The following is a 21015-nucleotide window of genomic DNA, read 5'->3' as shown; positions in this document are numbered from 1 at the left end:
AATGCACTTTTCATTCGTCTAAATACATAAGAACTAAATCATCGGAGGAAAGTGAATGACCAAAAATGAATTGATTACGGAATGGTTTAATCGCTACAGTGATGATATTTATCATTACTTTATTTACCGCATGGGTACCATGGATGTGGATGATTATGTCCAGGATGTATTTGTACGCGCAATGAAAGGGCTTGATAAATTTCAAGATCTTTCATCGCCAAAGACATGGCTTTACCGGATAGCCATGAATCTGGCCATTGATGAGGATCGAAAAAAGAGAAGGAATAGTTGGAGACAAAAAGCATTGCAGATGAATGCCAGTCTTGAAGGGAATCACTTTCAAAGACCTGAGCAGTATTTTGATTTGCGCGAAAATAATGTTGAATTATACAATGCTATTTTATCTCTCAAATCATCTTATAGAGATGTTGTTATTCTGCGAGGAATTAATGAACTTTCAGTGACAGAGTCTGCCATAGCATTGGATTGGAAAGAAAGTAAAGTACGATCCACATACCACCGAGCAAAACTGGCGCTGCAAAAAAAACTGGGAGGTGAAAGGAATGGGTAGGGAAAGAATCGATATCGATCAAGAGATTAAAAATATGCCCAAACCAGCATTGGAGCCAGAAAAGAAGAAGAAGATGCTGAAGGCTGTCCTTTCATCTGAAGAAAACAGCATAATGGACAGAAAAAAAAGAAGATGGATTCTGCCTTCATGGCAGCTTATAGCAGGTACTGCTGCCTTTCTATTAGTTTGTTTCTTTGCAATCACCGGCTTGAATGGAAATCATTACAACGGCAGCAGTAAATCTATAGAAATAGCTGGGGAACATATTAATTTAGTTGAATTGTCAAAGGAGCGTACACCGTATGTAGGTGAAAACAGCAAGGTTGGTCAAATCGTTTATAGTCTTCCAGGGGCAGACTTCGTGTCAGAAATATCTTTGCAAACGAAGAAACACCCTTTTGGACTGACTGTCAACTATGGAAGCAAACAAAATTCAACAAAAAAGAAAGAGGAGTTTGAAACCTACTGGAAAAACGGTCTAGAAGAAAAAGCACTGATGAATGCAACATCTTTTTTCATTTTAATTGATAATGTAGAGGAGATTAATATCAATATTTCAACGGAAGTCCCACAGCATTTCACATTTAACAGGAAGCAACTTGATGATTTTTATGGACGTGATTTGAGGCAGTACGGCAAGGATCCAGAATTATGGAAATCGGAAGTGTTCGATCACAAACTCAATCACCCAGAGAAAATAGAAAAACTTTTTCAAAATATGCAATAATAAAGAGTGTCCCCTAGGTGCCAGGCACCTAGGGGACACTCTGTTAATTTCCATCTAAGATTTGGCTCAATCGCTGCTTATGTTTGTCCCTATCAAAAGCAGAATTATCTATAAAAAATTTCTTCATGGGAAGCTTATCGATAATCATCAATTCCAATTTTTTTCGTTCCTCAAGGATCTTCAATGTTCCTTCCAAGCCGTGCAAATCATTCTTTTTACCAAACCCTTGATCGGTATAATAAGAAATAAAACCTTCAGACCATTCTCTCGGACGTTCTTGAATTGCTTTTACAAAAGAGTCATGGATTTTTTCCTGCTCAACATAGATCAAAATAGGATCTAATCCTTCGACTGCCTTTAAAAGCTGCAAAACGTAATTGAACGTGGTTTCATAGGGTGCATCATATTTTACCATTCCCATCGTGACGGGGTTTTGAATGAAACAGCATTCAAATATATAGATTTTATCTTTGGTGTCTGCAACACATTTGAATTCATTCCATTTTTCAGTTATCCATTTAATATTTTCATTCAAAGGAAGCTCATATATATCATTTTCGAAGCATGTGTCCATTAATGTTGTTGAAATTTCTTCGTTTTTTAGTTTTTTGTATGGAAAAAGATATCCACCTTCTTTTTTTAGAACGTTCTCATGCATCATTTGGGAAAATTGACCAAACCTAACGCACAGTGATTCCCATTCCGATTCGGAGAAATATGCAACTCCATCAAGGTCAGCCGGATGGTTTAAATTCCCTTCTAAAAACAGTTCGCAATCTACACCTTTTTCTATGAGAATTTCTTTGACAAGTTTTGCAGTGGTCGTCTTTCCTGAGCCGGGCAGACCCTCTATCAATATTAACTTTGGTTTCATATAATTAGTTCCTCCCCAAATTGTATCAATTAGTCTATGAAGAGGGCTGCTCCATTGTAATCACCTCATCTAGAATATGGCTCTGAGAAATGAATGAAGTTATTATACAGGGCCAATGGTATAGTAAATATATTCGCATCGCTTGCTAAGATTCCTTTAAAGAATTGATGGGAGGAAGGGGATATTTTTGAACGAAGAATACATCCATATTGATGGAGCAGAACTATGGACCATTAAACAAGGGAAAGGGGTCCCTGTCATCCTGATTAGCGGCGGCCCCGGCTGCTGTGACTACTTAGAGCCAATATCCAGATTAATAGATGAGTCATGTGAGGTCATACGTTTTGATCCACGGGGTGTGGGGAGATCGTCGAAAGTGGATAAAGGTTATGAATTGCATCGTTGTCTATGGGATATGGAAGCGATTCGCAAGACATACAAAATAGATAAATGGATTGTCATTGGACATTCGTGGGGGGCAGACTTAGCGCTTGCCTATGCATTGCTCTATCCGGAGTCACTTTCAGGAATGGTTTCTATTGCAGGAACCGGTATCCAAAATGATCGTGATTGGAAGGAGACTTATGTAAAGAATAAACAGATATTGGGTGAAAGTTCGCCTGAACTCAATTTTCCTCATAATCCAATCGTTCATCGTTCGTTAATTGATTCATGGAGAAGATTTATTAAGTATTCAAAGCTTCTGCATGAAATTTCCAACATTCAGATCCCATCCATGTTTGTTATGGGCGAAAAGGATATCAGGCCCTCTTGGCCAATTGAACAAATTGCACATTTGATTCCATATAGTACTTATCATGTTATTGAAGGTGCCGGACATTATATTTGGCAAAACGAAGAAGATTCCTTGAGAACATGCTTGTTAACATTCATTATGGAAAAACATGTATTTTGAAGCTGCATAACACACGAATCATTTTCTCTGAAATCAGAAAATATTGGAAATTGATATAGTTTTTGTTATAATTATTCTAGAAAACGATACAACTTAGGGAGATGGATGATTTGGAACTTACATCATGGATTATCTTGGGTGGTGGATTATTATCCGCTGCAGCTTGGATATGGTATTATGCATCTCTTGGCAAAAGTATCTCTGCAGAAGAAAAAGCGGCAGGGAGAGATTTAACTTATGAAATAAATCCTTTTACCGGTAAGAAATGATTTTTCAGGTTGTCGACTTTATCTATTTCCACCCCATAAAGACTATTTGAAAACTTCTTATGTAAAAAAACGCTGTTCAACAGCGTTTTTTACTTGGATTAAATTTTCCGTTTAATCTCCATTAGCAATTTCTTAATTTCCTTAAGTTCTTTCATGATTTTCTCCATGTCATCGGAGCTTCTTGCAGGGGGGATCTGGTTGTCTTCCAATAATTTATTTAATGATTCCATCTCTTTGTCATCAAAAAGATTGGAAGCAAGCGGCGAAATGTTTTGCAATGAGTTCAATAAACCATCATCCTTCAAGAGTTTTGATGCAGCATTCATAAATGAGTCCAAATCTATTGATATATCATCTTTTTTATCGGTCATGCAGTTGCAGACTCCTTCCTTATTGGGATTGTTCCCCTTGATGCCCAGGCCTTCAATGGGAAGAAGATATCCAGCCCCAGCATGGAAATAGAAGATATCCTCTGTACATTAAATAGTTTATGTATTTTTCGGGGACACGCCTCCACGTTCAAACCAAAAATTGTCAAAAAAGGCGGACAACCAAATTTAATTTAAAAATTTTCTGAAAATATGCATTTGACTATTGCATCCAATTTTCGAATCGTGTATATTCTTTATTAATATCAATTGCATTGAACAGGACATGAATGATTCATCCCTCAATAACAGAGAAGGAAGGGTAGCTGGAAACTTCCGATTGAACCGAATCATTTACCACCTGGGAGCAAAGTTGGGGGATTTAATGAAACCAATTTCGTGCGGGCTGCGTTAAAGCCGAAGAAGCTGTTGGACGTATCCGTTCAATGGGAATCTGGGTGGAACCACGGGTATATTGCACACTCGTCCCTTTTATTAGGGATGGGTGTGCTTTTATTTTTGATACTTGAAACATAAATCAATATTAATAAGCCATGATCAGGACAAGATTGCTTCAAACGGTTTAACAGAGAAGGAAGGAATGCTGAGAACTTCCAAATTCGATTGAAGTCGATTACCACCTGTGAGCTATAGTGGGAAATGTACATATCCACTATCGCTGAAAAGCGTTATCGTCAATGAAGCCAACAGCCAATCTAGTGCTGTGGAAATTTGGGTGGAACCACGGGTCCAAGCGAACTCGTCCCTTTCTCAGGGATGAGTTCGCTTTTTTAACAATTAAACCAATTAAACTTTTGTGAGGAGTGTTTATTGTGTTAAATGAACGTGTACAGCCAATATTTCCAGATGGAGAAGATAAAATTTATCACTTAGGAAAACTTTTTGATGCAAAAGAGGACATTGGAGCCATTCGACAAACTGCCCTCCATGTACTTGGAAGGGCAGTAAAACGACTTTATCCAGATGTGAAGCTTGGCAAAGGAGGAGTGCTGGAGGATGGGTTTTATTATGATTTTGATTTTGGAAAAAGCATCTCCAGTGATGAACTGATCCATATCCAAAAAGAAATGGAATTTATCGTAAGCCAAGATCTTGAGATTCATCTTGAATATGTAAGCAAAAGTGAAGCCGTTCAATTATTTGAACGTTTAGGAGAAGATTATAAACTAAAAATGCTTGAAAGTGTTTCTGAAGAAGCGGTAGTATGGATTTTTAAACATGGAGCCTTCTTTGACTTATGCCCTGGACCAGAGCTTGCTTCAATTAAATGGATTCAAGCATTCAAATTAAGCCACGTTTCAGGTGTGTATGATGAAGTTATGAAGGAAAACCAAATGATTCAAAGAATATATGGTACTGCCTTTATTAGTGATCTTGAGTTAAAGGAATACTTACAAATGAAAGAGGAAGCTGCAAAAAGAGACCATAGAAAACTTGGGAAAGAAATGGATTTATTCATGTTCTCAGAGGAAGCGGCGGGTATGCCATTTTATTTGCCGGACGGACAAATCATCCGACAGGAACTTGAAGCATTCCTCCGAGATCTTCAATTGAAAAATGGATATGAAGAAGTACGCACACCTTCGATGATGAATGCCCGGTTATGGGAACAATCAGGTCATTGGGATCATTATAAAGAAAACATGTATTTTGCTGAGGTCGACAATTCGAGCTTCGCCATCAAACCCATGAACTGCCCGGGGCACATGCTAATTTATCGAAACAAACTTCATTCTTATCGTGATTTGCCCATCAGACTTTCAGAATTTGGCCAAGTGCATCGCCATGAATTCAGCGGTGGATTGAATGGTCTCCTGAGAGTCCGGTCATTCTGCCAGGACGATGCACACATTTTTGCAGCGCCTGACCAAATCGAAGAAGAAATCATGCATGTCATTCAACTCATCGATTATGCTTACCAAATTTTTGGATTCGAATATAAAATTGAGCTTTCAACTCGTCCACAAAAGTCCATGGGAGAAGATGCTTTGTGGGAATCCGCTGAACATTCATTGAAAAATGTGCTGGATAAAATGAACTGCAACTACCGTGTAAATGAAGGGGATGGGGCATTTTATGGTCCCAAAATTGATTTCCACATAAAAGATGCATTAAATCGAAGTCATCAATGTGCAACAGTACAGCTGGATTTTCAACTTCCTGAAAAATTCGATCTAGTATACATGGATGCGAATAATGAAAAACAACGGCCGGTTGTCATTCACAGGGCCATTTTCGGATCGATCGACAGGTTCTTTGGTATGCTGCTCGAGCACTTTGCAGGGGCATTTCCAACTTGGCTTGCTCCTGTTCAGGCCGTTGTTATGCCAATTTCCCATAAAGTTCATGGCAAATATGCGAAAGAGATAGCGGATAAGCTCAGTCATGCTGGCATCCGTACAAAATTAGACGATCGCCATGAAAAGCTGGGACTGAAAATCAGGAATGCGCAATTGAAAAAGATACCTTATATGATTGTCATCGGTGATAAAGAAGTCAATTATCAATATTTAAGCGTCAGAAAATATGGAGAAAACACTTCATCATTCAGATGGCTCGGAGATTTCATGAATGAAATCCGTTCGGAAATTCAAAATAAGAAGCTCTAAAAGCTGAAATAGAAGAAGGCTGCCTGTTGCAATGAATTATCGCAATTCTGGCAGCCTTCTTTCATGATGATGTTTGAAGTTCATTATTGGAATTTGACTGGGAAACAAAAATTAAATCGACCACGGTCCCCATGCCTAACTTGCTCTTAAATTGCAGGGAACCATTATTTTCGCGCATGATTTTATGGCAAATTGTTAAACCAAGCCCAGTACCTTTTTCTTTTGTCGTATAAAACGGCTCTCCAAGCCTCTTCAATTTTTCTCTTGAAATCCCGATGCCGTTATCGATGACCCTGATTCGGATCTGATCGTCCATCAGTCTTTCTATCTTGATTTTGACTTTCCCACCTTTAGAAAGTGCCTCAAGAGAGTTTTTCATAATGTTCAGAAGGACCTGCTTTAATAATTTCTCTTCAAACCCTCTAAGATGCAGGGCAGGGTCGCCGGCGGTTTGAATCTCTACGTTCGTCATGATTGCGGTAGTATCCAGCAGCAATTTAACGTGATCGATGACATCCATGATATTGAAAAAGGAATTGCTCTTCGTATTCGCCTGTGGCTTAGCCATATAGAGCAATTCACCGACAACTTCATTAATTCGATCTATTTCTGCAGAAATGATCTTTAAATATCCAGTATTGCATTCAGGATCCTCATTCAAAAGCTGAATAAACCCTTTGATGGATGTTAACGGATTTTTGATTTCATGTGCAATGCCAGCAGCCATTTCCCCCAACACACGCATATTTTCCGATTTGATGATCATTTCTTCATTCTGCATTCTTTCTGTAACATCATGTCCAAAACAAAGGGAATAGTTCTTTTCTCCTTGAAAATTAATTTGTTTGCATGTCCATTCAATCAAATGATTTGTTCCTTGCACATCTTCAAATTCATAAATATCATGGGAACAATTCTTCATCGGATTAATCCATTTTTTTTGTTTAGCCATTAAAAAAATTTCATCTGTCTTATGAAATATCATCGGATTGATTCCATGGAGATCGGCAAACGATTTATTTAAGGCTACTATTTCTTTTTTTTGATTCCTCACGTATAAATAGTTCGGGTTGACATTCATCAATATTTCCAAAAAAGCACTTTGGTCCCGAAGCTCACGATTTATTTGCTCAATCGTGCGTGACTGTACAGAAGTATAGCCTATGAATAAAACACATGTACTTATGAGAGAGCTTAAGCTGGAGAAAAACAATGGAATGAACAAAAATCCACTCATGACGCCAATGATAAAAATAAAAATGGTGGATACATTCAAACTGATGAAAAACCTCTTTAAAGGAAGATTCTTAACTTGTAAACTAGCAAATAAAAACAGCATGGTGGTAATAAATGTGAGGTAAATATTAATTGTAAAAGTAAAATTTAATGGACCGTATACAGGATAGTAGTGGGATGGAAATTGCGGAAATTCTTTAACCACTGTAAGATGTTGAATCCCGTAGGGTGTAAAATTGACAGCATAAACGAATAGACAATAGGCAAGGAGGATATAAAATATGGTACGGTTGAACAACCAATGCAAAATGGAAATCATTTTTTGTGATAATTGGTCAGACTCTAAACACTCCTGCATGATCCTCATTGAAAAAAAATAAATAATTGCCATCTGAAAAATCGGCGCAAAGCGCAAAGATCTAAAGATTATCAAGGCAGTACTATTTGAAAAGAATTCATTGCTGTATAAGATAGAGACGTCAATTTGCCAAATGGCCAGCAGCATGAGAAAGATCGTGATTCTTTTTCTAAAATGTGTGTACTTCCCAAAAAATGTAACCAAGCAAAATATTAAAGGAATAATCGATAATGTTATCAGCAATATAAAATTCATTTGAAGGACCCCCTTTAATAATTGCACTTCATAGGTACAAGGAATGTATTTGGAAGGCTCTTTTCTCTTACATTGTCGTTTTGCTAATAAAGTAGGATTGTTTAAGCAAAGTTTCAACTACTAAAATAGCGTATATAGGAGAAAAGGGCTAGAAAACTTTCATTCAACGAACAAAATAGCTGTTTTTACGTTAAAATCGGGATTATGATTTTAACAACAACCTTTACGAAAACAGCCATTTGGAAAGATCAACAGAAGAAAAATATATAAATTAATGATAATATTAGTTCTATTTTAACATTTTTCCATTTGAATTGGGTAATTACATCTAGTGATTCAATGCAAAATGCATGATTATCTTGTTCTATTATGTAAGACAGGCTCAAAATTTCGCTTTTTAAAAATGAAGGAAAACATGGTGACAAAACGGTTTTTTGGGGAGTATTGCCAATGAGTAAAGTGTAGAGGACAGAACCCATGTATTGATGACGGTTCACTATAAGAATGGGGAAAGTCGGGCATCAAAGGTACGGATTGATGATCGATAATCATGACAAAGCTAGTGGGTGGTCACCAGAGCCACACTTTGATGCCTTTCTATGAAAAAGGGAGATCCGGGCACTAACCTCAGGCATCAAGCTTCCCCTAAGTCATTCCACATCAAAAGGTGACTTGAGTCGATCATTATACACATCGAAGAAAAGCTGCCCTTGTGTTCCGATGACAGCATAATAAACATCTTGAATTAGAAGGTTCCTTGATCTGCATTGATGTTCAATCCACTCCTTTGTGTAGGGAGTTCTAAGATTTTCCTTAATGATTTTGCCTTCCATTATGACTTCAACGGGAAGGGCTTTATCGGTTTTGGGAGGAATCGACATGTCCTTTTTTACCACTGTCTGGTAAATATCTTTCTTGAGGACGGATAAATTGCCGCTTACCTCAAGTACTGCATACTCCACTTGATCAATATCAAAAATACTTTGTTCTCTAAGATGTTGATTTAAGTTATCCAATGAATACTTTAGCTTTTTCATGTTATGATCCAATAGTTTTCCTTTTTCGATGATGACGGTCGGCCTTCCTGAAAAATACTTTCTTAAATTACGGCTATGAAAGGAAGTCAAAAGAAGGATGAAATAAATCAGGATCAAAGTCAAAAAAGATAACGTCAACGACAGATAATTTAAATTATATTCAAAACTCATGTTAGCAACAAAAGACCCAAGTGTGATGGAAAATGCAAAATTAAAATAGTTTTTATGAGAATTCAGCTGCTTTCCCATAAAGTAAGTGAAGAGGAGCAGCATAATATAAGAAAGAATTGTTCGGATGATTGATTCAAAAATATCATGCATGGAACATACCACCTTAATACCGCACCATTTTTTGTAGTATGTGAGCCCTTTAATGTGAAAATACATGTAAAAAATGGTCATTTTAGGCAAGAAAGGGCCCAGATTTTTTCTTTCAGAATGTATTTTTAAATTGAGATGGTTGGACTCGTTTTTTGAAAACGAAGGGGACGAGCAATGATATTCCGGACAAAGCAACCATGACGCCAGACAAAATCATCATGCTTCCGATTGACACATGCACAATGATGAAGGAGCCAAACAAAGTTCCGAATGGAACGATGAATGTGGAGAGTGTGGAGAGGACACTCCCGACACGGCCTCTTTTTTCATCTGGAACAAGTGTTTGAAATAATGTACTTATTCCGACGCTTGCCAAACTGATGCCGAGTCCGAGAATTAATGCACATGCAATGATCGCCACATAATGGTGGACGAATATGCCGCCTATCAACAAGGATAAACCCTCGATGCTTAAACCGAAAATGACCATTTTTATTTTATCCTTAAAAAATTGCATATAAATGATCATACTTCCAATCAATGCACCGATGGAAATGGACGCATCCACAAACCCCATGCCTCTCGGGCCTGTATGGATGACCTTGCTGCAAATCATCGTAATATATACTTGCAGCGGAGCAAGGAAAAAATTAATGATAATCCCTCCGACCACGATCAAGTGAAGCAAAGATCGATAATTCAATACGAATTTCAATCCTTCTTGTAATTGCGAGAGAAGCTTGTTTCTTGAATGCTGTTCATCAACGTTGGGTATGGAAATGAATAGCTCTGAACAAGCAGAAATCAAAAATGATATACCATTCATGACAAAAAGAATCCATATGTCAGTGGCAGAGATCAATATTCCGGCTAATGCAGGTCCGAGTATATTGGAAAGTTGACTCGTAACCTGTGTTAGGGAATTGGCCTTTGAAAGCTGTTCTTTTCCAACAATGAGAGGGATGGCTGCAGAATTCGCAGGCGAAAAAAAAGCCGATACGGATGAAGAAATGACAATAGTCGTATAGACGAAAAATAACAGAGAATGGCTATAGATAAGACAGCTAATGATCATCATCAAAATTCCATTGATAAAATCGGTGCCTGCCATGAGCTGTTTCTTCATGTTTCGATCAGCCAGCACTCCACCAATCGGCATAAGCAGTACGGAAGGAATGGTAAAACAAAGGACACTGATTCCCAGTGCCATTGATGAACCAGTTTCTTGAATGATATACCACATCACAGCAATCATATAAAACCGGCTACCCAATACAGAAACGCTATTCCCAGCCCACAGTAATAGAAAGTTTTTGTTTCTCCAAATTGAATTCATGAGTACCTCTCTTTCAACTTAAATCAAATTAGAGTTTTGATAGAAATTAAATATAGATTCATAAAATAAAGCCCGAATTTCACGGGGCTTTATTTTAAATGAATATTTTCTAAAAGATTTTTTTCAGGTTTCAAATATCTGATTCATTCATGCTGTTGATTCGAGCGGGAGATGCGAAACTTCGGAGGGCTCACCGTCAGCCCCTCGGAAAGCGAACATTTTTCCATTGAAATCAACGATGCACAATAGTACTAACTTTTAAGAAAAGAGCCTTGCAGATTAATCTGTTAAAAAACTAGAGACCGCAGCTAGCATATCTTTTACTTTTGTTTTATTTAACTGAAAGTAAACCTTATTTTCTTCACGTCTGGATGTTACGACCCCGATCGTGCTAAGGGCGGATAAATGGTGGGAGATCGTTGAATTGGATAATTCCATTTTTTGTGCCAGCTCATACCCGTAATAAGGAGATTGGCTTAAAAGCTTCATCATTCGGATTCGCTTATCATCTCCTATGATTTTCAATGCATTCATTAAATCTTTTTCTGTGTAAGAATTCGATCTATCCTTTACCGGGTGCTGGATTCCATAAAGGAAAATGAGCGAATCTTTACTTTCCGATGCCATCGATGCATCGGCGTAAAAAAATGAAGGTGCAATGATGATTTCAATAGTTGGATCATCGAGAGTATCGTTTGAAATATAGGGAAACGTCTTGCCAACTGATTGTCTGGAATTCAATGCATCAGCTTTCATTAAATCCTCATAGCTTTGTTTGTGATAATTCATAAGAAAACCTGTTTCATTTTTATAGAATTGTTCATAATAAGTTTCCAATAATTGAAGGAGGCGCTTCTTCGTTTCATCTGCATGCAAGTACATATAAGTCAATTTCCATTTTTCTATATCGGGTATTGCTGCTTTGTTTATGTAATCTATAACTTCATTCTTATCTTCAATTTGCGGGAGGTCCTTTGAAACATATCCTGTTTGAAGAAAATAGGAAAAAAGAGAAACAGAAGACATTTGCTTCAATTTGTGAAGAAACGATTCCACTTCATCAGTAACATTCCGTTCATAAGCAAATCTAATTAATGAAAGGCCAATGAATGTTTCGAAATGAAAAAACAAATCCAAAAGTTCATACAGGTTTTGAGAAAACAACTGTCGTTTTTCTTCTACCCAATGAGAGACATCCGGGGAAGGATGGCTGTACCCTTCCTTTTTTTTGAGGATATGTTTCGGGTTTTGCAGCACATATAGAGAAGCTAGCATTTCAAATACAGGAGAACTAATATAGGTTATGTTGTTTTCCAATTTTACGAACATCGTATCCCTCCCAAGAAATGGATTTATCTATACTATACACCCGACATTCGATTTTGGTCAATAATGACATTTTATAAATATAGAAAGTCATTCCCCTAAGGTAAAATTTGGACAGTTTCTTATACTCGATATCGTGATTTTGCTTGCTTATTATCACACAGGTATGGTATCACAATATATAGGTGTCCAAATTGCGCTTGTGAGCTATAATCCACTTTTAATAATCTGGATTAGCCTCAATACATACTCATTGAAAAGCAAAGCATGCATAACCTAATTTTGAATGTTCTTAGGAGGAAATGATGAGCAACCACAAAAAAAATGAATTATTCAGCTGGATTAAAACATTGGTAATCACCTTGATAATTGTCATCGTGGCCCGTACGTTCCTATTTTCCAATTATGTTGTAGAAGGGAAGTCCATGATGCCCACTCTCCAAGATGGAAATCGCCTCATTGTCGGGAAAGTCGATTATGACTTGCATAAGCCGCATCGATTCGATATTATCGTATTCCATGCTACTGAAACTTCTGATTATGTAAAAAGGGTGATCGGACTTCCTGGAGACCGGTTAGAATATAAAGATGACACACTTTATATCAACGGAAAACCGCTGCCAGAGCCTTACTTGAAGCCATATAAAGAACAGCTGGGCGGAACAGGTCCGTTGACTCCGGATTTCACATTAAAAGAAAAAACCGGCGTTTCGGTGGTTCCGAAAGGAAAGATTTTCGTCCTGGGTGATAACAGACAATACAGCGAGGATAGCCGCATCTTTGGATTCGTGGATATGAAGAATATAGTCGGCAAAGTAGATGTACGAATTTTCCCATTCTCAAAAGCCCATATGTTTATGTTTGATAAATATAACAGTGCAAGTAAATCATAAAAAAAGGCGTCCCCATCCTGTTCTAACAGCAGTGGGGGACGCCTTTTTCTATGGACCCAGTGATGATTCCAACAACGGTTCATACATCATAAGTGCATGATTTTCCGTGACAAATTCATCGCGAAGGACTTGTCCGCTGTGATTCAAAACTTTGCGATGTATCAAACTATGCCTTAATTCAACTTTTTTATTAACCTATTGATTTTACCTTTCCAGTTAATTTCCTTTGTTTATGATGTATAGAAGAGAGGGTATAGGTCATTACTGATTCTAAACATATAAAGATATGGGGAATGTGTCGATGAAAAGGCGGAGAATAGAGTTTTTATTTGTTTTGATTTTAGCCATCTCATTATATATTGTTTTTTCTAGTGATTACGGTTTTGGGATGAAGGTATTTTTCAGCATGATTTATGGCGTCATCATTTTTATCACCATCTTTTCATTAATGCTGGAGAATCGATCTGCCCAAGCAACGCTTTTATGGATGTATGTACTATTATTCATCCCGGTGCTTGGATATCTTTTTTATCTATACTCTGGCCAGCTCTATTTAAAAGGCTATCTATTCTACAACAAGCGGAAAAATGACCGGGAGGAATGGGAAAGCGTCGTCAGGAAAAATCCTTCTCCTGATCTGTCTTCCTTCCAGGACAATCAGTTGAACTTTGCCAAATTCGCAGAAAAAGTTTCATTTACAAAAATGAATACAAATTCAAAAACAACGATCCTTCGCAATGGGGAGGAAACATTTACTGACATCAAGAATCAACTTCTTAAGGCGGAAAAATATATTCATTTGGAATATTATATATTTCGTTCTGACCGCCTAGGCAAAGAAATCATCAAAATCCTCATTGAAAAAGCAAACGCCGGTATCGAAGTGCTGTTCATATTTGATGCAGCCGGAAGTATACAGCTATCAAATGAAGACATTAAGTCGATGCAGGCTTCCGGGATAAAAATCCATCCATTCCTGCCCTTGAAATATGGATTCTTCAATCAAAAATTCAATTTCAGGAATCATCGTAAAATCATCATCATCGATGGGAAAGTCGGTTTCGTCGGAGGACTGAACGTAGGGATCGAATACATAGGCGAAGATCCGAAATTCGGTTTTTGGCGTGATACTCATATGCGCTTGGAGGGCCAGGCAGTCTATACTCTTCATACAGTGTTTTTGCTTGATTGGGAATATGTCAGTGGACAAAGGCTCCTGGAGGAACATCCTCCAATGAATAGTGAAAAAAACGATATCGAAGACGGTACTGTACAGGTAGTGGCAAGCGGACCGGATACACTGCAGGGAATCATGAGTGATTTATATTATGTTATGATGTCATCGGCCAAGCAGTCCATTTGGATTGCAACACCATACTTCGTCCCAAATGAAGCGATCCGGACAGCGCTTAGGATTGCAGCAAGCAAGGGCATTGAAGTGAGGATCATGGTGCCTGAACAAAATGATGGTTTCCTCACTCAATATGCCACAAGGTCTTATTTTGCCGAATTATTGCGCTGCGGCGTAGAAATCTATTCATATAAAAAAGGCTTCATGCATCAGAAAATCATTATTATCGATGGGAATCTGGCTTCGTTGGGTACTGCTAACATGGACATGAGAAGCTTTCACTTAAACTTCGAGGTCAATGTGTTCATGGTCGGCACCAGTTCGATCCGCGACCTGGTTTCTCACTACGAAGATGACATGAAGGATAGCGTAAGGATCATGCCGGTTGAATATTATAAAAGGGGGCTTATCAATCGTACGAAAGAGTCGTTTGCCCGTCTTTTTTCAGGTGTATTATAAAACTGTAACCATTTCAAAACCATTACCGTCTGATGTTTAAATGGGAGATAGATATGGGGTGGGCTATGAAAAAATGGAGCTTGGTAATCATCGCAGTGTTTTTCGGAAGTATATTCTATATAAAATGGGGAGTGGCAAAGACACAAACACTCGAAGAATTTTACCCTGGGAATATTAATCATGTCACTTCGGTTGAAATCAGGGATGGGAGATCAGGAAAGCTCTTAAAGTTGGAAGATAAAGACGAAGTCAAAGCTTTCATCAAAGGGGTGAAAGACATTAAATTCATCCCACTTAAGAATCAAAAAGAACGAAAGGGATATCTTTACTGGGTCACCTTCTATGAAAAGGGTGAACAAACGCTAAGCTTCTCCGGAAGTCAAATAAAGCATCGATATTATCAAACTGACCCAGATATCGATACCTATATCGCAAAACAATTTGACCTGGGTTGAAACATAACACTGTTTTGTTTATCTTTATTTTAATACTTGATCGTAAAAAATAAACCGTTGACACTTTGTGTCGAACGGTTTATTTTGTTTTTAAAATACAACCCGTTTACAACGTAACAATGTTATGTTACATTATTTTTATGAGAAAGGAGTCCTGAAATTGAGCCAAGAATTAATATCTAAAAAAGACTTGCTGGATTTAACAGGGATTTCATATGGACAGCTTTATCGATGGAAACGGAAAAATTTAATTCCAGAAGACTGGTTTGTTCGGAAATCCACCTTCACTGGACAAGAAACATTTTTTCCTAAAGAAAAAATACTAGAGCGGATTGATAAAATTCAAACGATGAAAGAAAGCTTATCACTTGATGAGCTTGCAGATATGTTTTCCCCTAGCATTGCGAAACTTTCGATGGATAAAGAGGATCTCATTTCCAAAAAAATTGCTTCGGAACAAGTCATTAACATTTATCTTGAACACCATGGAGAAGTGGATGAATTACAGTTTCAGCAAATCTTGAGTATCTACATACTCTCGTCCATGCTTGAATCAGGAGACATCCATCTGGAGGAAGGCAAGATGCTGCTTCAATTATTAAATGATCAGCAAAAAAGTATCCAACATAAAAATACACAAATTATTTTTATTCGCAAACTAGGCATTTCAAGCTGTTTACTTTCAGTCAATGCTGAGAATATTTTCTTTGAAACTGGAACTAAAGTGGTGGCTTCCTTATCACTCGGCCAATGCTTGGAAGAACTAAAATCAAAATTGTTGTAGGGGGATCAATATGAATTTGAATAAACTTGGCGATATAAAAATCAATGGAATAGGGTCTTCTAACGGAGGTTCGTTTGAAAAAGTTGATCTTAATGGAAAAGGGACCGTAAATGGCGACATAGAATGTGTGCAATTTGAGTGCAATGGCGTTGGAGCCGTGAAAGGGAACGTCAAATCTCAACTGGCAAAGATTAATGGAACGGCAAAAATAACGGGGAAATTAGCAGCAGATCAACTTTTTATCAATGGGGCTGCTTCCATTCATGAAGGTGTTGACGCAAATAAAATGGATGTGTCAGGAAAAGCTTCTGTGTCAGGTCCTGTGAAAGGTCATGAAATCAAAGTTAACGGCAAACTCTCGGTGAAAGGGAACTGTGACGCAGAGGAATTTAGCGGTGAAGGCGCCTTTTCGATTGATGGATTATTGAATGCCGAGAATATCCAAGTGAAACTGTTTAGTGAAAGCAAGGCAAAAGAAATAGGTGGAAAGAAAATAATCATTCTTCAACATAAAGAAAGCTTGTTTAAGTTTCTTAAATCCTTCTTTCATGTGAAGCTGCAAGCAGAACTGATCGAAGGGGATGAAATCGAATTGGAGGGAACCGTGGCAGATATAGTAAGAGGGAAACATATTAAGATAGGAAAAAACTGTGAAATCGATCTGGTCGAATATTCAGGAGACTTCTTCATGGAAAAGAATGCACAAGTGAAGGAATATCGAAAACTATGACAAGGGGAATGATTCAGGTGGCAGATATAAGAAATGTCAGTATACATGGTTCGGGCAGCGCCTCAGGTGGCGTTTACAAAAAGATGGCCATTCGAGGTGAAGGCACCATTTTGGATGATGTTGAATGTGAACAATTTAAGATCTTCGGTTCCAGTGATGTAATGGGGAACATGAAACTCAATAAATTTCACATTTTTGGTGAAAGCAGTGTGAAAGGACAAGTGGATGTAGAGGAATTGAAGATTTTCGGTACACTGTCTATTGGAGGAGATGCTCAGGCACACCGTGCAAAGGTTCGGGGTACTCTAGATATTGATTGTGGTCTACACGGGGAGCGTGCAGATATTAAAGGAATGATTACAACCGGAGGTGATTTGGAAGTTGAATCCCTCTCCTTACAGGGAGCGTTTGAAGTGAACGGTGTGATGAATGCTGGAAGCATCGATGCAGGACTACGGTTTGGCATGAGTAAAGCGGATGAAATTGTTGGGGGGAAGATAAAAATCAAAAAGAAATCCAACTTCCCGATCTTTTCTTTCGGCAAAGAGGAAGGAAGGCTTGAATCAAGGATGATTGAAGGCGACGACATTTACCTGGAAAACACATCTGCAGAAGTGGTGAGGGGAAAAAACATAAAAATCGGAACAGGCTGTAAAATTGGCCTCGTAGAATATTCGGGTCATTTTGAGCATAAATCTAATTCTGTCGTTAAGGAAAATAAAAAAATATAGCATTCAAGGGAGCATGAAAATGAAGAGGAATGAGAATAAATTAGGATTTGTGGTGGCTGGCCTTTTATTAGGGATATTAATGGCTTCCATGGATAATACCATTGTGGTTACCGCGATGGGGACGATTGTCGGGGATTTAGGGGGATTGAACAGCTTCGTTTGGGTGGTATCTGCTTATATGGTAGCAGAGATGGCGGGTATGCCGATTTTCGGAAAACTATCGGATATGTACGGCAGGAAAAGATTTTTTATTTTTGGTCTGGTGTTTTTCATGCTTGGTTCCGCTCTCTGCGGAACTTCAGAAAGCATTCTACAACTTGGGATTTATCGCGCCATCCAGGGAATCGGCGGCGGCGCGCTTGTACCCATTGCCTTTACAATCGTATTTGATATATTCCCTCCTGAAAAAAGGGGGAAAATGGGGGGCCTATTTGGTGCGGTCTTTGGATTGTCAAGTATATTCGGACCATTATTAGGTGCCTACATCACAGATTATATAAGCTGGCATTGGGTTTTTTATATCAATCTACCACTTGGTATTTTAGCTTTGGTCTTCATTTCTATGTTTTACAACGAGTCAAAAGGACACGAAAAACAGACGATCGATTGGTGGGGGGCTGCTACTCTCGTTGGAGCAGTCGTATGCCTCATGTTTGCTTTGGAACTGGGCGGACAGAAATATAATTGGGATTCTATAGAAATTATCGGATTATTCTCAGGATTTTCACTCCTGTCGATTATCTTTCTGTTCATTGAGAATAATGTATCTTCTCCAATCATTTCATTCAGCATGTTCAAGAATCGCCTTTTTGCAGGAAGTACAATCGTCGCATTATTTTATGGAGCGGCCTTTATGGCTGCAACGGTTTATATCCCAATTTTCGTTCAGGGTGTATATGGCGGTACCGCCACGAATTCAGGGCTGATCTTGCTGCCGATGATGCTCGGATCCGTCGTCACTGCACAGGTAGGAGGATTCTTGACGTCTAAGATGAGCTATCGCAGCATCATGATCCTTTCCGGCATTATTTTCATCATCGGTATGGTCTTATTGAGCACCTTGACACCAGAAACCAACCGCATTTGGTTGACTTTTTACATGATCATCGTCGGCTTCGGTGTTGGATTTTCCTTCTCTGTACTCAGTATGGCAGCCATCCATAATTTTGGGATCGAACAGCGTGGGTCTGCAACTTCTACAAGTAATTTCATTCGATCTCTAGGCATGACGATTGGCATCAGCGTGTTTGGTACCATTCAAAGCAATGGTTTCACAGAAGAATTGACAAAAACATTTTCCGGAATGGGGGCAGCGTTCAAGTCGGGCATGTCCGGGAATGCAAGGGAAGTGTTATCCGCATCTGCAAGAGATCAAATCCCTGCAGAGGTTCTTTCGAAAATCACCAGTGCACTCTCTACATCGATTGTCCACACCTTCATGTGGGGACTAATACCAGCGTGCTTGGCATTCTTGTTTGTTTTCATGATGGGGAAAGAGCGGATGAAAATTACAAGAGATCCAGGAAAATCTATGTAGCTATTGATTGAATCAAAAGGCGATGCGCCGGTAAGGAAATTAACGGAATTTTATAGGCAAACACAAAACTATCGACAAACTCCATTTTGATTTTGAGAATGTCGATAGTCTGAAAGGAACAGATTTGAAGCTGTTCCTTTTTTATTTGACCAATCAATTTGAACTATGGTCCATCTGCTAATTAAAATGATAAAACTTCATTATGACAGGCATGAGCCATATTAATAATACAACGATTAACATTAGACCCAACCCTGAATATTTCCATTTTCCACGTTCGCCCCTTATAAAGCTGATTGTACAATAGATGAGGCTCAGAATGATGGAAGCCCCACCTACCATAAACATAAAATATCCGAGAGAGCTTGTTCCTTCCACAAAATATGCGGTGAATTCTAAAATCAAGCCAATTAGTGCAAAAAGGAAGGACCTGAAGCCGAATTTTACTCCGTAAAGCACAATGATCACCTCTCATTTTCTAAAGTACAGAATATGCAGGGGGGACGTAGGTGATGACGCTTCTCCACTGAGAATTAAGCCTTATTTTTTAATCAGCCTTCAGAATAATGAATAAAACAGCACAAAGAAGATTAAAAAGGAAAAATACCCTTGATTAAAATGAACAATCATGAAATAATATTGGAAGGTTATACCATTATAAAAGGGGGGAGAACTGTATGTTTTCTGAAGAAAGAAGAGAGCAAATATTGAATCTATTGGAACAAAGCGGTCGAGTAATGGTTAAGGACCTGGCAGAAACCTTCCAAGTTTCGATTGACTCGATCCGCAGGGATTTATCTATTTTAGAGGAAAAGGGGCTGTTAAAAAGGACTCACGGAGGGGCGATTTCTAATACAGGGGTGAGGCAAGCACCACGACCACCTTCAGAACGCTTCTCGGAAGGGACCATTCATCAAAATGCAATTGCTAAATTGGCAGCCTCCTATATTGATGAACACAGCACCATTTTCATCGGAGGGGCATCTATTCACTATGTGCTCCTCAAATATATTCCTATTAATATTGAATATACAGTGGTAACGAATTCTTTGGAGGTTGCTTATGTTCTCCGAGAGTATGAAAATATCCAGCTATTCTTAATAGCCGGGAATGTCAAGGCGTCAGGGAACATAACAGATGCACTTGCGACTGAATTCTCAAGACAATTCACTTTTGACCTTTGCTTTGCCACTGCCGGTGCATTATCGTCAAATGGATTGAGCACAGCTACTCCTGAAGTGGCCATATTCCATAAAACGATTTATAGCCGTTCGAGGACTGTCATCGCCCTCATTGAACATCATAAATTTGGAAAGGATATGTTTTCGGGTATGTTTCCCTTAAACCAATTGGATCTTGTAATCACAGACGAAGAAACGTTGGAGAAATACTTGAAAATGCTCGGATTGAATGGAGTGGATGTTATTGTGGCGAAGTGAATCAATCCGTTAAATTTGATTTAATAATCGAGGGGGGAAGAGGATGTTTTTTCGAAGAAAATATTATCGTGTAAAACCTGAATTTGTAGAGAATTTCAATGTCCATTTCAATCAAAGACTACTGCCTGCACAACAGAAGTACGGTTCGCGTTTGGTCGGTCGTTGGATGATGGACATGGAAGATGGAACGGTAGAAATATTCGCGATTTGGGAATATGACAATTATGAAGAATACGAACGGATCGAATCCTTAGTTAGAAATGATCAAGAACATGTCAAACGAGTGAAAGATTGGTATGAAGCAAATGGGGGAAAGGAGCATGTTTGGAATAGCTATTTTTTTGAAGTAAGAAATGAGAAAATAACCTCGACACTAATGAATTAATATATATTTGGACCCTAGGACCCTTAA

General features: G+C 38.4%; 20 protein-coding genes, 1 pseudogene and 2 other annotated features. Of the genes and pseudogenes, 14 read left to right on the top strand and 7 right to left on the bottom strand.

Annotation, left to right across the window (positions count from 1 at the left end):
* Positions 1-55 precede the first annotated feature (55 nt).
* Entirely contained in the window at positions 56-571 is a 516-nt protein-coding gene (locus D9X91_RS08240; protein WP_121680118.1) for an RNA polymerase sigma factor, read from the top strand.
* A complete protein-coding gene (locus D9X91_RS08235) occupies positions 564-1298 on the top strand; it encodes a DUF4825 domain-containing protein (protein WP_121680117.1) in 735 nt (244 codons plus the stop codon). Before D9X91_RS08240 ends, D9X91_RS08235 begins: the two co-directional genes overlap by 8 nt.
* A gap of 43 nt (positions 1299-1341) precedes the next feature.
* On the opposite strand, the gene D9X91_RS08230 is transcribed toward D9X91_RS08235, so the two are convergent.
* Positions 1342-2172: a P-loop NTPase family protein gene (locus D9X91_RS08230; protein ID WP_121680116.1), complete on the bottom strand. Its 831-nt coding sequence runs from the start codon at positions 2170-2172 to the stop codon at positions 1342-1344.
* Between the two features lie 187 nt (positions 2173-2359).
* Between D9X91_RS08230 and D9X91_RS08225 the strand changes: the two genes are divergently transcribed.
* Together D9X91_RS08225 and D9X91_RS22720 are read left to right on the top strand one after the other, a co-directional pair.
* Entirely contained in the window at positions 2360-3088 is a 729-nt protein-coding gene (locus D9X91_RS08225; protein ID WP_121680115.1) for an alpha/beta fold hydrolase, read from the top strand.
* 110 nt (positions 3089-3198) lie between these two features.
* Positions 3199-3357 (top strand): hypothetical protein, encoded by a 159-nt coding sequence (locus tag D9X91_RS22720; RefSeq protein WP_199738091.1) that lies wholly within the window; start codon positions 3199-3201, stop codon positions 3355-3357.
* A gap of 98 nt (positions 3358-3455) precedes the next feature.
* On the opposite strand, the gene D9X91_RS08220 is transcribed toward D9X91_RS22720, so the two are convergent.
* Positions 3456-3728 (bottom strand): hypothetical protein, encoded by a 273-nt coding sequence (locus tag D9X91_RS08220; RefSeq protein WP_121680114.1) that lies wholly within the window; start codon positions 3726-3728, stop codon positions 3456-3458.
* A 263-nt stretch (positions 3729-3991) separates the two neighbouring features.
* Positions 3992-4219, top strand: a binding site (T-box leader).
* A 51-nt stretch (positions 4220-4270) separates the two neighbouring features.
* Positions 4271-4496: a binding site (T-box leader), on the top strand.
* An 86-nt stretch (positions 4497-4582) separates the two neighbouring features.
* Between D9X91_RS08220 and thrS the strand changes: the two genes are divergently transcribed.
* A complete protein-coding gene (thrS, locus tag D9X91_RS08215; RefSeq protein ID WP_407644181.1) occupies positions 4583-6355 on the top strand; it encodes a threonine--tRNA ligase in 1773 nt (590 codons plus the stop codon).
* A 61-nt stretch (positions 6356-6416) separates the two neighbouring features.
* Here the strand turns inward: thrS and D9X91_RS08210 are convergent, their stop codons facing one another.
* The 4 genes from D9X91_RS08210 to D9X91_RS08195 form a co-directional block, all read right to left on the bottom strand.
* Positions 6417-8204 (bottom strand): ATP-binding protein, encoded by a 1788-nt coding sequence (locus tag D9X91_RS08210; RefSeq protein ID WP_121680112.1) that lies wholly within the window; start codon positions 8202-8204, stop codon positions 6417-6419.
* A gap of 650 nt (positions 8205-8854) precedes the next feature.
* Positions 8855-9562 carry a DUF421 domain-containing protein gene (locus D9X91_RS08205; RefSeq protein WP_121680111.1) on the bottom strand — a complete coding sequence of 236 codons (708 nt, stop codon included), beginning with the start codon at positions 9560-9562 and terminating at the stop codon, positions 8855-8857.
* Positions 9563-9674: 112 nt separating this feature from the next.
* Positions 9675-10898, bottom strand: coding sequence for an MFS transporter (locus tag D9X91_RS08200; RefSeq protein WP_121680110.1), 1224 nt, complete (start codon positions 10896-10898; stop codon positions 9675-9677).
* 279 nt (positions 10899-11177) lie between these two features.
* Positions 11178-12227, bottom strand: a complete 1050-nt coding sequence (locus D9X91_RS08195) for an ArsR/SmtB family transcription factor (RefSeq protein WP_121680109.1) — start codon at positions 12225-12227, stop codon at positions 11178-11180.
* A 302-nt stretch (positions 12228-12529) separates the two neighbouring features.
* Between D9X91_RS08195 and lepB the strand changes: the two genes are divergently transcribed.
* Entirely contained in the window at positions 12530-13117 is a 588-nt protein-coding gene (lepB, locus tag D9X91_RS08190; protein WP_121680108.1) for a signal peptidase I, read from the top strand.
* A 48-nt stretch (positions 13118-13165) separates the two neighbouring features.
* Here the strand turns inward: lepB and D9X91_RS22845 are convergent.
* A pseudogene (locus D9X91_RS22845) lies at positions 13166-13294 on the bottom strand (VanW family protein); the annotation flags it as partial.
* 124 nt (positions 13295-13418) lie between these two features.
* Here D9X91_RS22845 and cls point away from each other — a divergent pair.
* From cls to D9X91_RS08140, 8 genes are all read left to right on the top strand, one after another.
* Entirely contained in the window at positions 13419-14927 is a 1509-nt protein-coding gene (gene cls, locus D9X91_RS08180; RefSeq protein WP_121680107.1) for a cardiolipin synthase, read from the top strand.
* 65 nt (positions 14928-14992) lie between these two features.
* Complete coding sequence (locus D9X91_RS08175; RefSeq protein WP_148709053.1) at positions 14993-15382, top strand: hypothetical protein; 390 nt, start codon at positions 14993-14995, stop codon at positions 15380-15382.
* Between the two features lie 160 nt (positions 15383-15542).
* Positions 15543-16166 carry a YhbD family protein gene (locus D9X91_RS08170; RefSeq protein WP_121680105.1) on the top strand — a complete coding sequence of 208 codons (624 nt, stop codon included), beginning with the start codon at positions 15543-15545 and terminating at the stop codon, positions 16164-16166.
* A 10-nt stretch (positions 16167-16176) separates the two neighbouring features.
* Positions 16177-16896: a polymer-forming cytoskeletal protein gene (locus D9X91_RS08165; RefSeq protein WP_121680104.1), complete on the top strand. Its 720-nt coding sequence runs from the start codon at positions 16177-16179 to the stop codon at positions 16894-16896.
* Between the two features lie 17 nt (positions 16897-16913).
* Entirely contained in the window at positions 16914-17627 is a 714-nt protein-coding gene (locus tag D9X91_RS08160) for a cytoplasmic protein (protein ID WP_148709052.1), read from the top strand.
* 13 nt (positions 17628-17640) lie between these two features.
* On the top strand, positions 17641-19164 hold the full coding sequence (locus tag D9X91_RS08155) for an MDR family MFS transporter (protein WP_407644178.1): 1524 nt from the start codon (positions 17641-17643) through the stop codon (positions 19162-19164).
* A gap of 677 nt (positions 19165-19841) precedes the next feature.
* Positions 19842-20603, top strand: a complete 762-nt coding sequence (locus tag D9X91_RS08145; protein ID WP_121680100.1) for a DeoR/GlpR family DNA-binding transcription regulator — start codon at positions 19842-19844, stop codon at positions 20601-20603.
* Between the two features lie 43 nt (positions 20604-20646).
* On the top strand, positions 20647-20988 hold the full coding sequence (locus D9X91_RS08140; RefSeq protein ID WP_121680099.1) for an NIPSNAP family protein: 342 nt from the start codon (positions 20647-20649) through the stop codon (positions 20986-20988).
* The last annotated feature ends 27 nt before the right edge of the window (positions 20989-21015 follow it).

It is taken from the genome of Falsibacillus albus (assembly GCF_003668575.1).
In the GTDB taxonomy this organism is placed as follows: domain Bacteria; phylum Bacillota; class Bacilli; order Bacillales; family DSM-25281; genus Falsibacillus; species Falsibacillus albus.
Note: the sequence above shows the minus strand (reverse complement) of the source record. Positions and strands in the feature narration are given on the sequence as shown.

What these genes read in the sequence shown, in the direction of transcription:
- D9X91_RS08240 (WP_121680118.1), top strand. Translation starts at nt 56, where the DNA reads ATGACCAAAAATGAATTGATTACGGAATGGTTTAATCGCTACAGTGAT.
- D9X91_RS08235 (WP_121680117.1), top strand. Translation starts at nt 564, where the DNA reads ATGGGTAGGGAAAGAATCGATATCGATCAAGAGATTAAAAATATGCCC.
- D9X91_RS08230 (WP_121680116.1), bottom strand. Translation starts at nt 2,172, where the DNA reads ATGAAACCAAAGTTAATATTGATAGAGGGTCTGCCCGGCTCAGGAAAG.
- D9X91_RS08220 (WP_121680114.1), bottom strand. Translation starts at nt 3,728, where the DNA reads ATGACCGATAAAAAAGATGATATATCAATAGATTTGGACTCATTTATG.
- D9X91_RS08210 (WP_121680112.1), bottom strand. Translation starts at nt 8,204, where the DNA reads ATGAATTTTATATTGCTGATAACATTATCGATTATTCCTTTAATATTT.
- D9X91_RS08205 (WP_121680111.1), bottom strand. Translation starts at nt 9,562, where the DNA reads ATGCATGATATTTTTGAATCAATCATCCGAACAATTCTTTCTTATATT.
- D9X91_RS08200 (WP_121680110.1), bottom strand. Translation starts at nt 10,898, where the DNA reads ATGAATTCAATTTGGAGAAACAAAAACTTTCTATTACTGTGGGCTGGG.
- D9X91_RS08195 (WP_121680109.1), bottom strand. Translation starts at nt 12,227, where the DNA reads ATGTTCGTAAAATTGGAAAACAACATAACCTATATTAGTTCTCCTGTA.
- lepB (WP_121680108.1), top strand. Translation starts at nt 12,530, where the DNA reads ATGAGCAACCACAAAAAAAATGAATTATTCAGCTGGATTAAAACATTG.
- cls (WP_121680107.1), top strand. Translation starts at nt 13,419, where the DNA reads ATGAAAAGGCGGAGAATAGAGTTTTTATTTGTTTTGATTTTAGCCATC.
- D9X91_RS08175 (WP_148709053.1), top strand. Translation starts at nt 14,993, where the DNA reads ATGAAAAAATGGAGCTTGGTAATCATCGCAGTGTTTTTCGGAAGTATA.
- D9X91_RS08165 (WP_121680104.1), top strand. Translation starts at nt 16,177, where the DNA reads ATGAATTTGAATAAACTTGGCGATATAAAAATCAATGGAATAGGGTCT.
- D9X91_RS08155 (WP_407644178.1), top strand. Translation starts at nt 17,641, where the DNA reads ATGAAAATGAAGAGGAATGAGAATAAATTAGGATTTGTGGTGGCTGGC.
- D9X91_RS08145 (WP_121680100.1), top strand. Translation starts at nt 19,842, where the DNA reads ATGTTTTCTGAAGAAAGAAGAGAGCAAATATTGAATCTATTGGAACAA.
- D9X91_RS08140 (WP_121680099.1), top strand. Translation starts at nt 20,647, where the DNA reads ATGTTTTTTCGAAGAAAATATTATCGTGTAAAACCTGAATTTGTAGAG.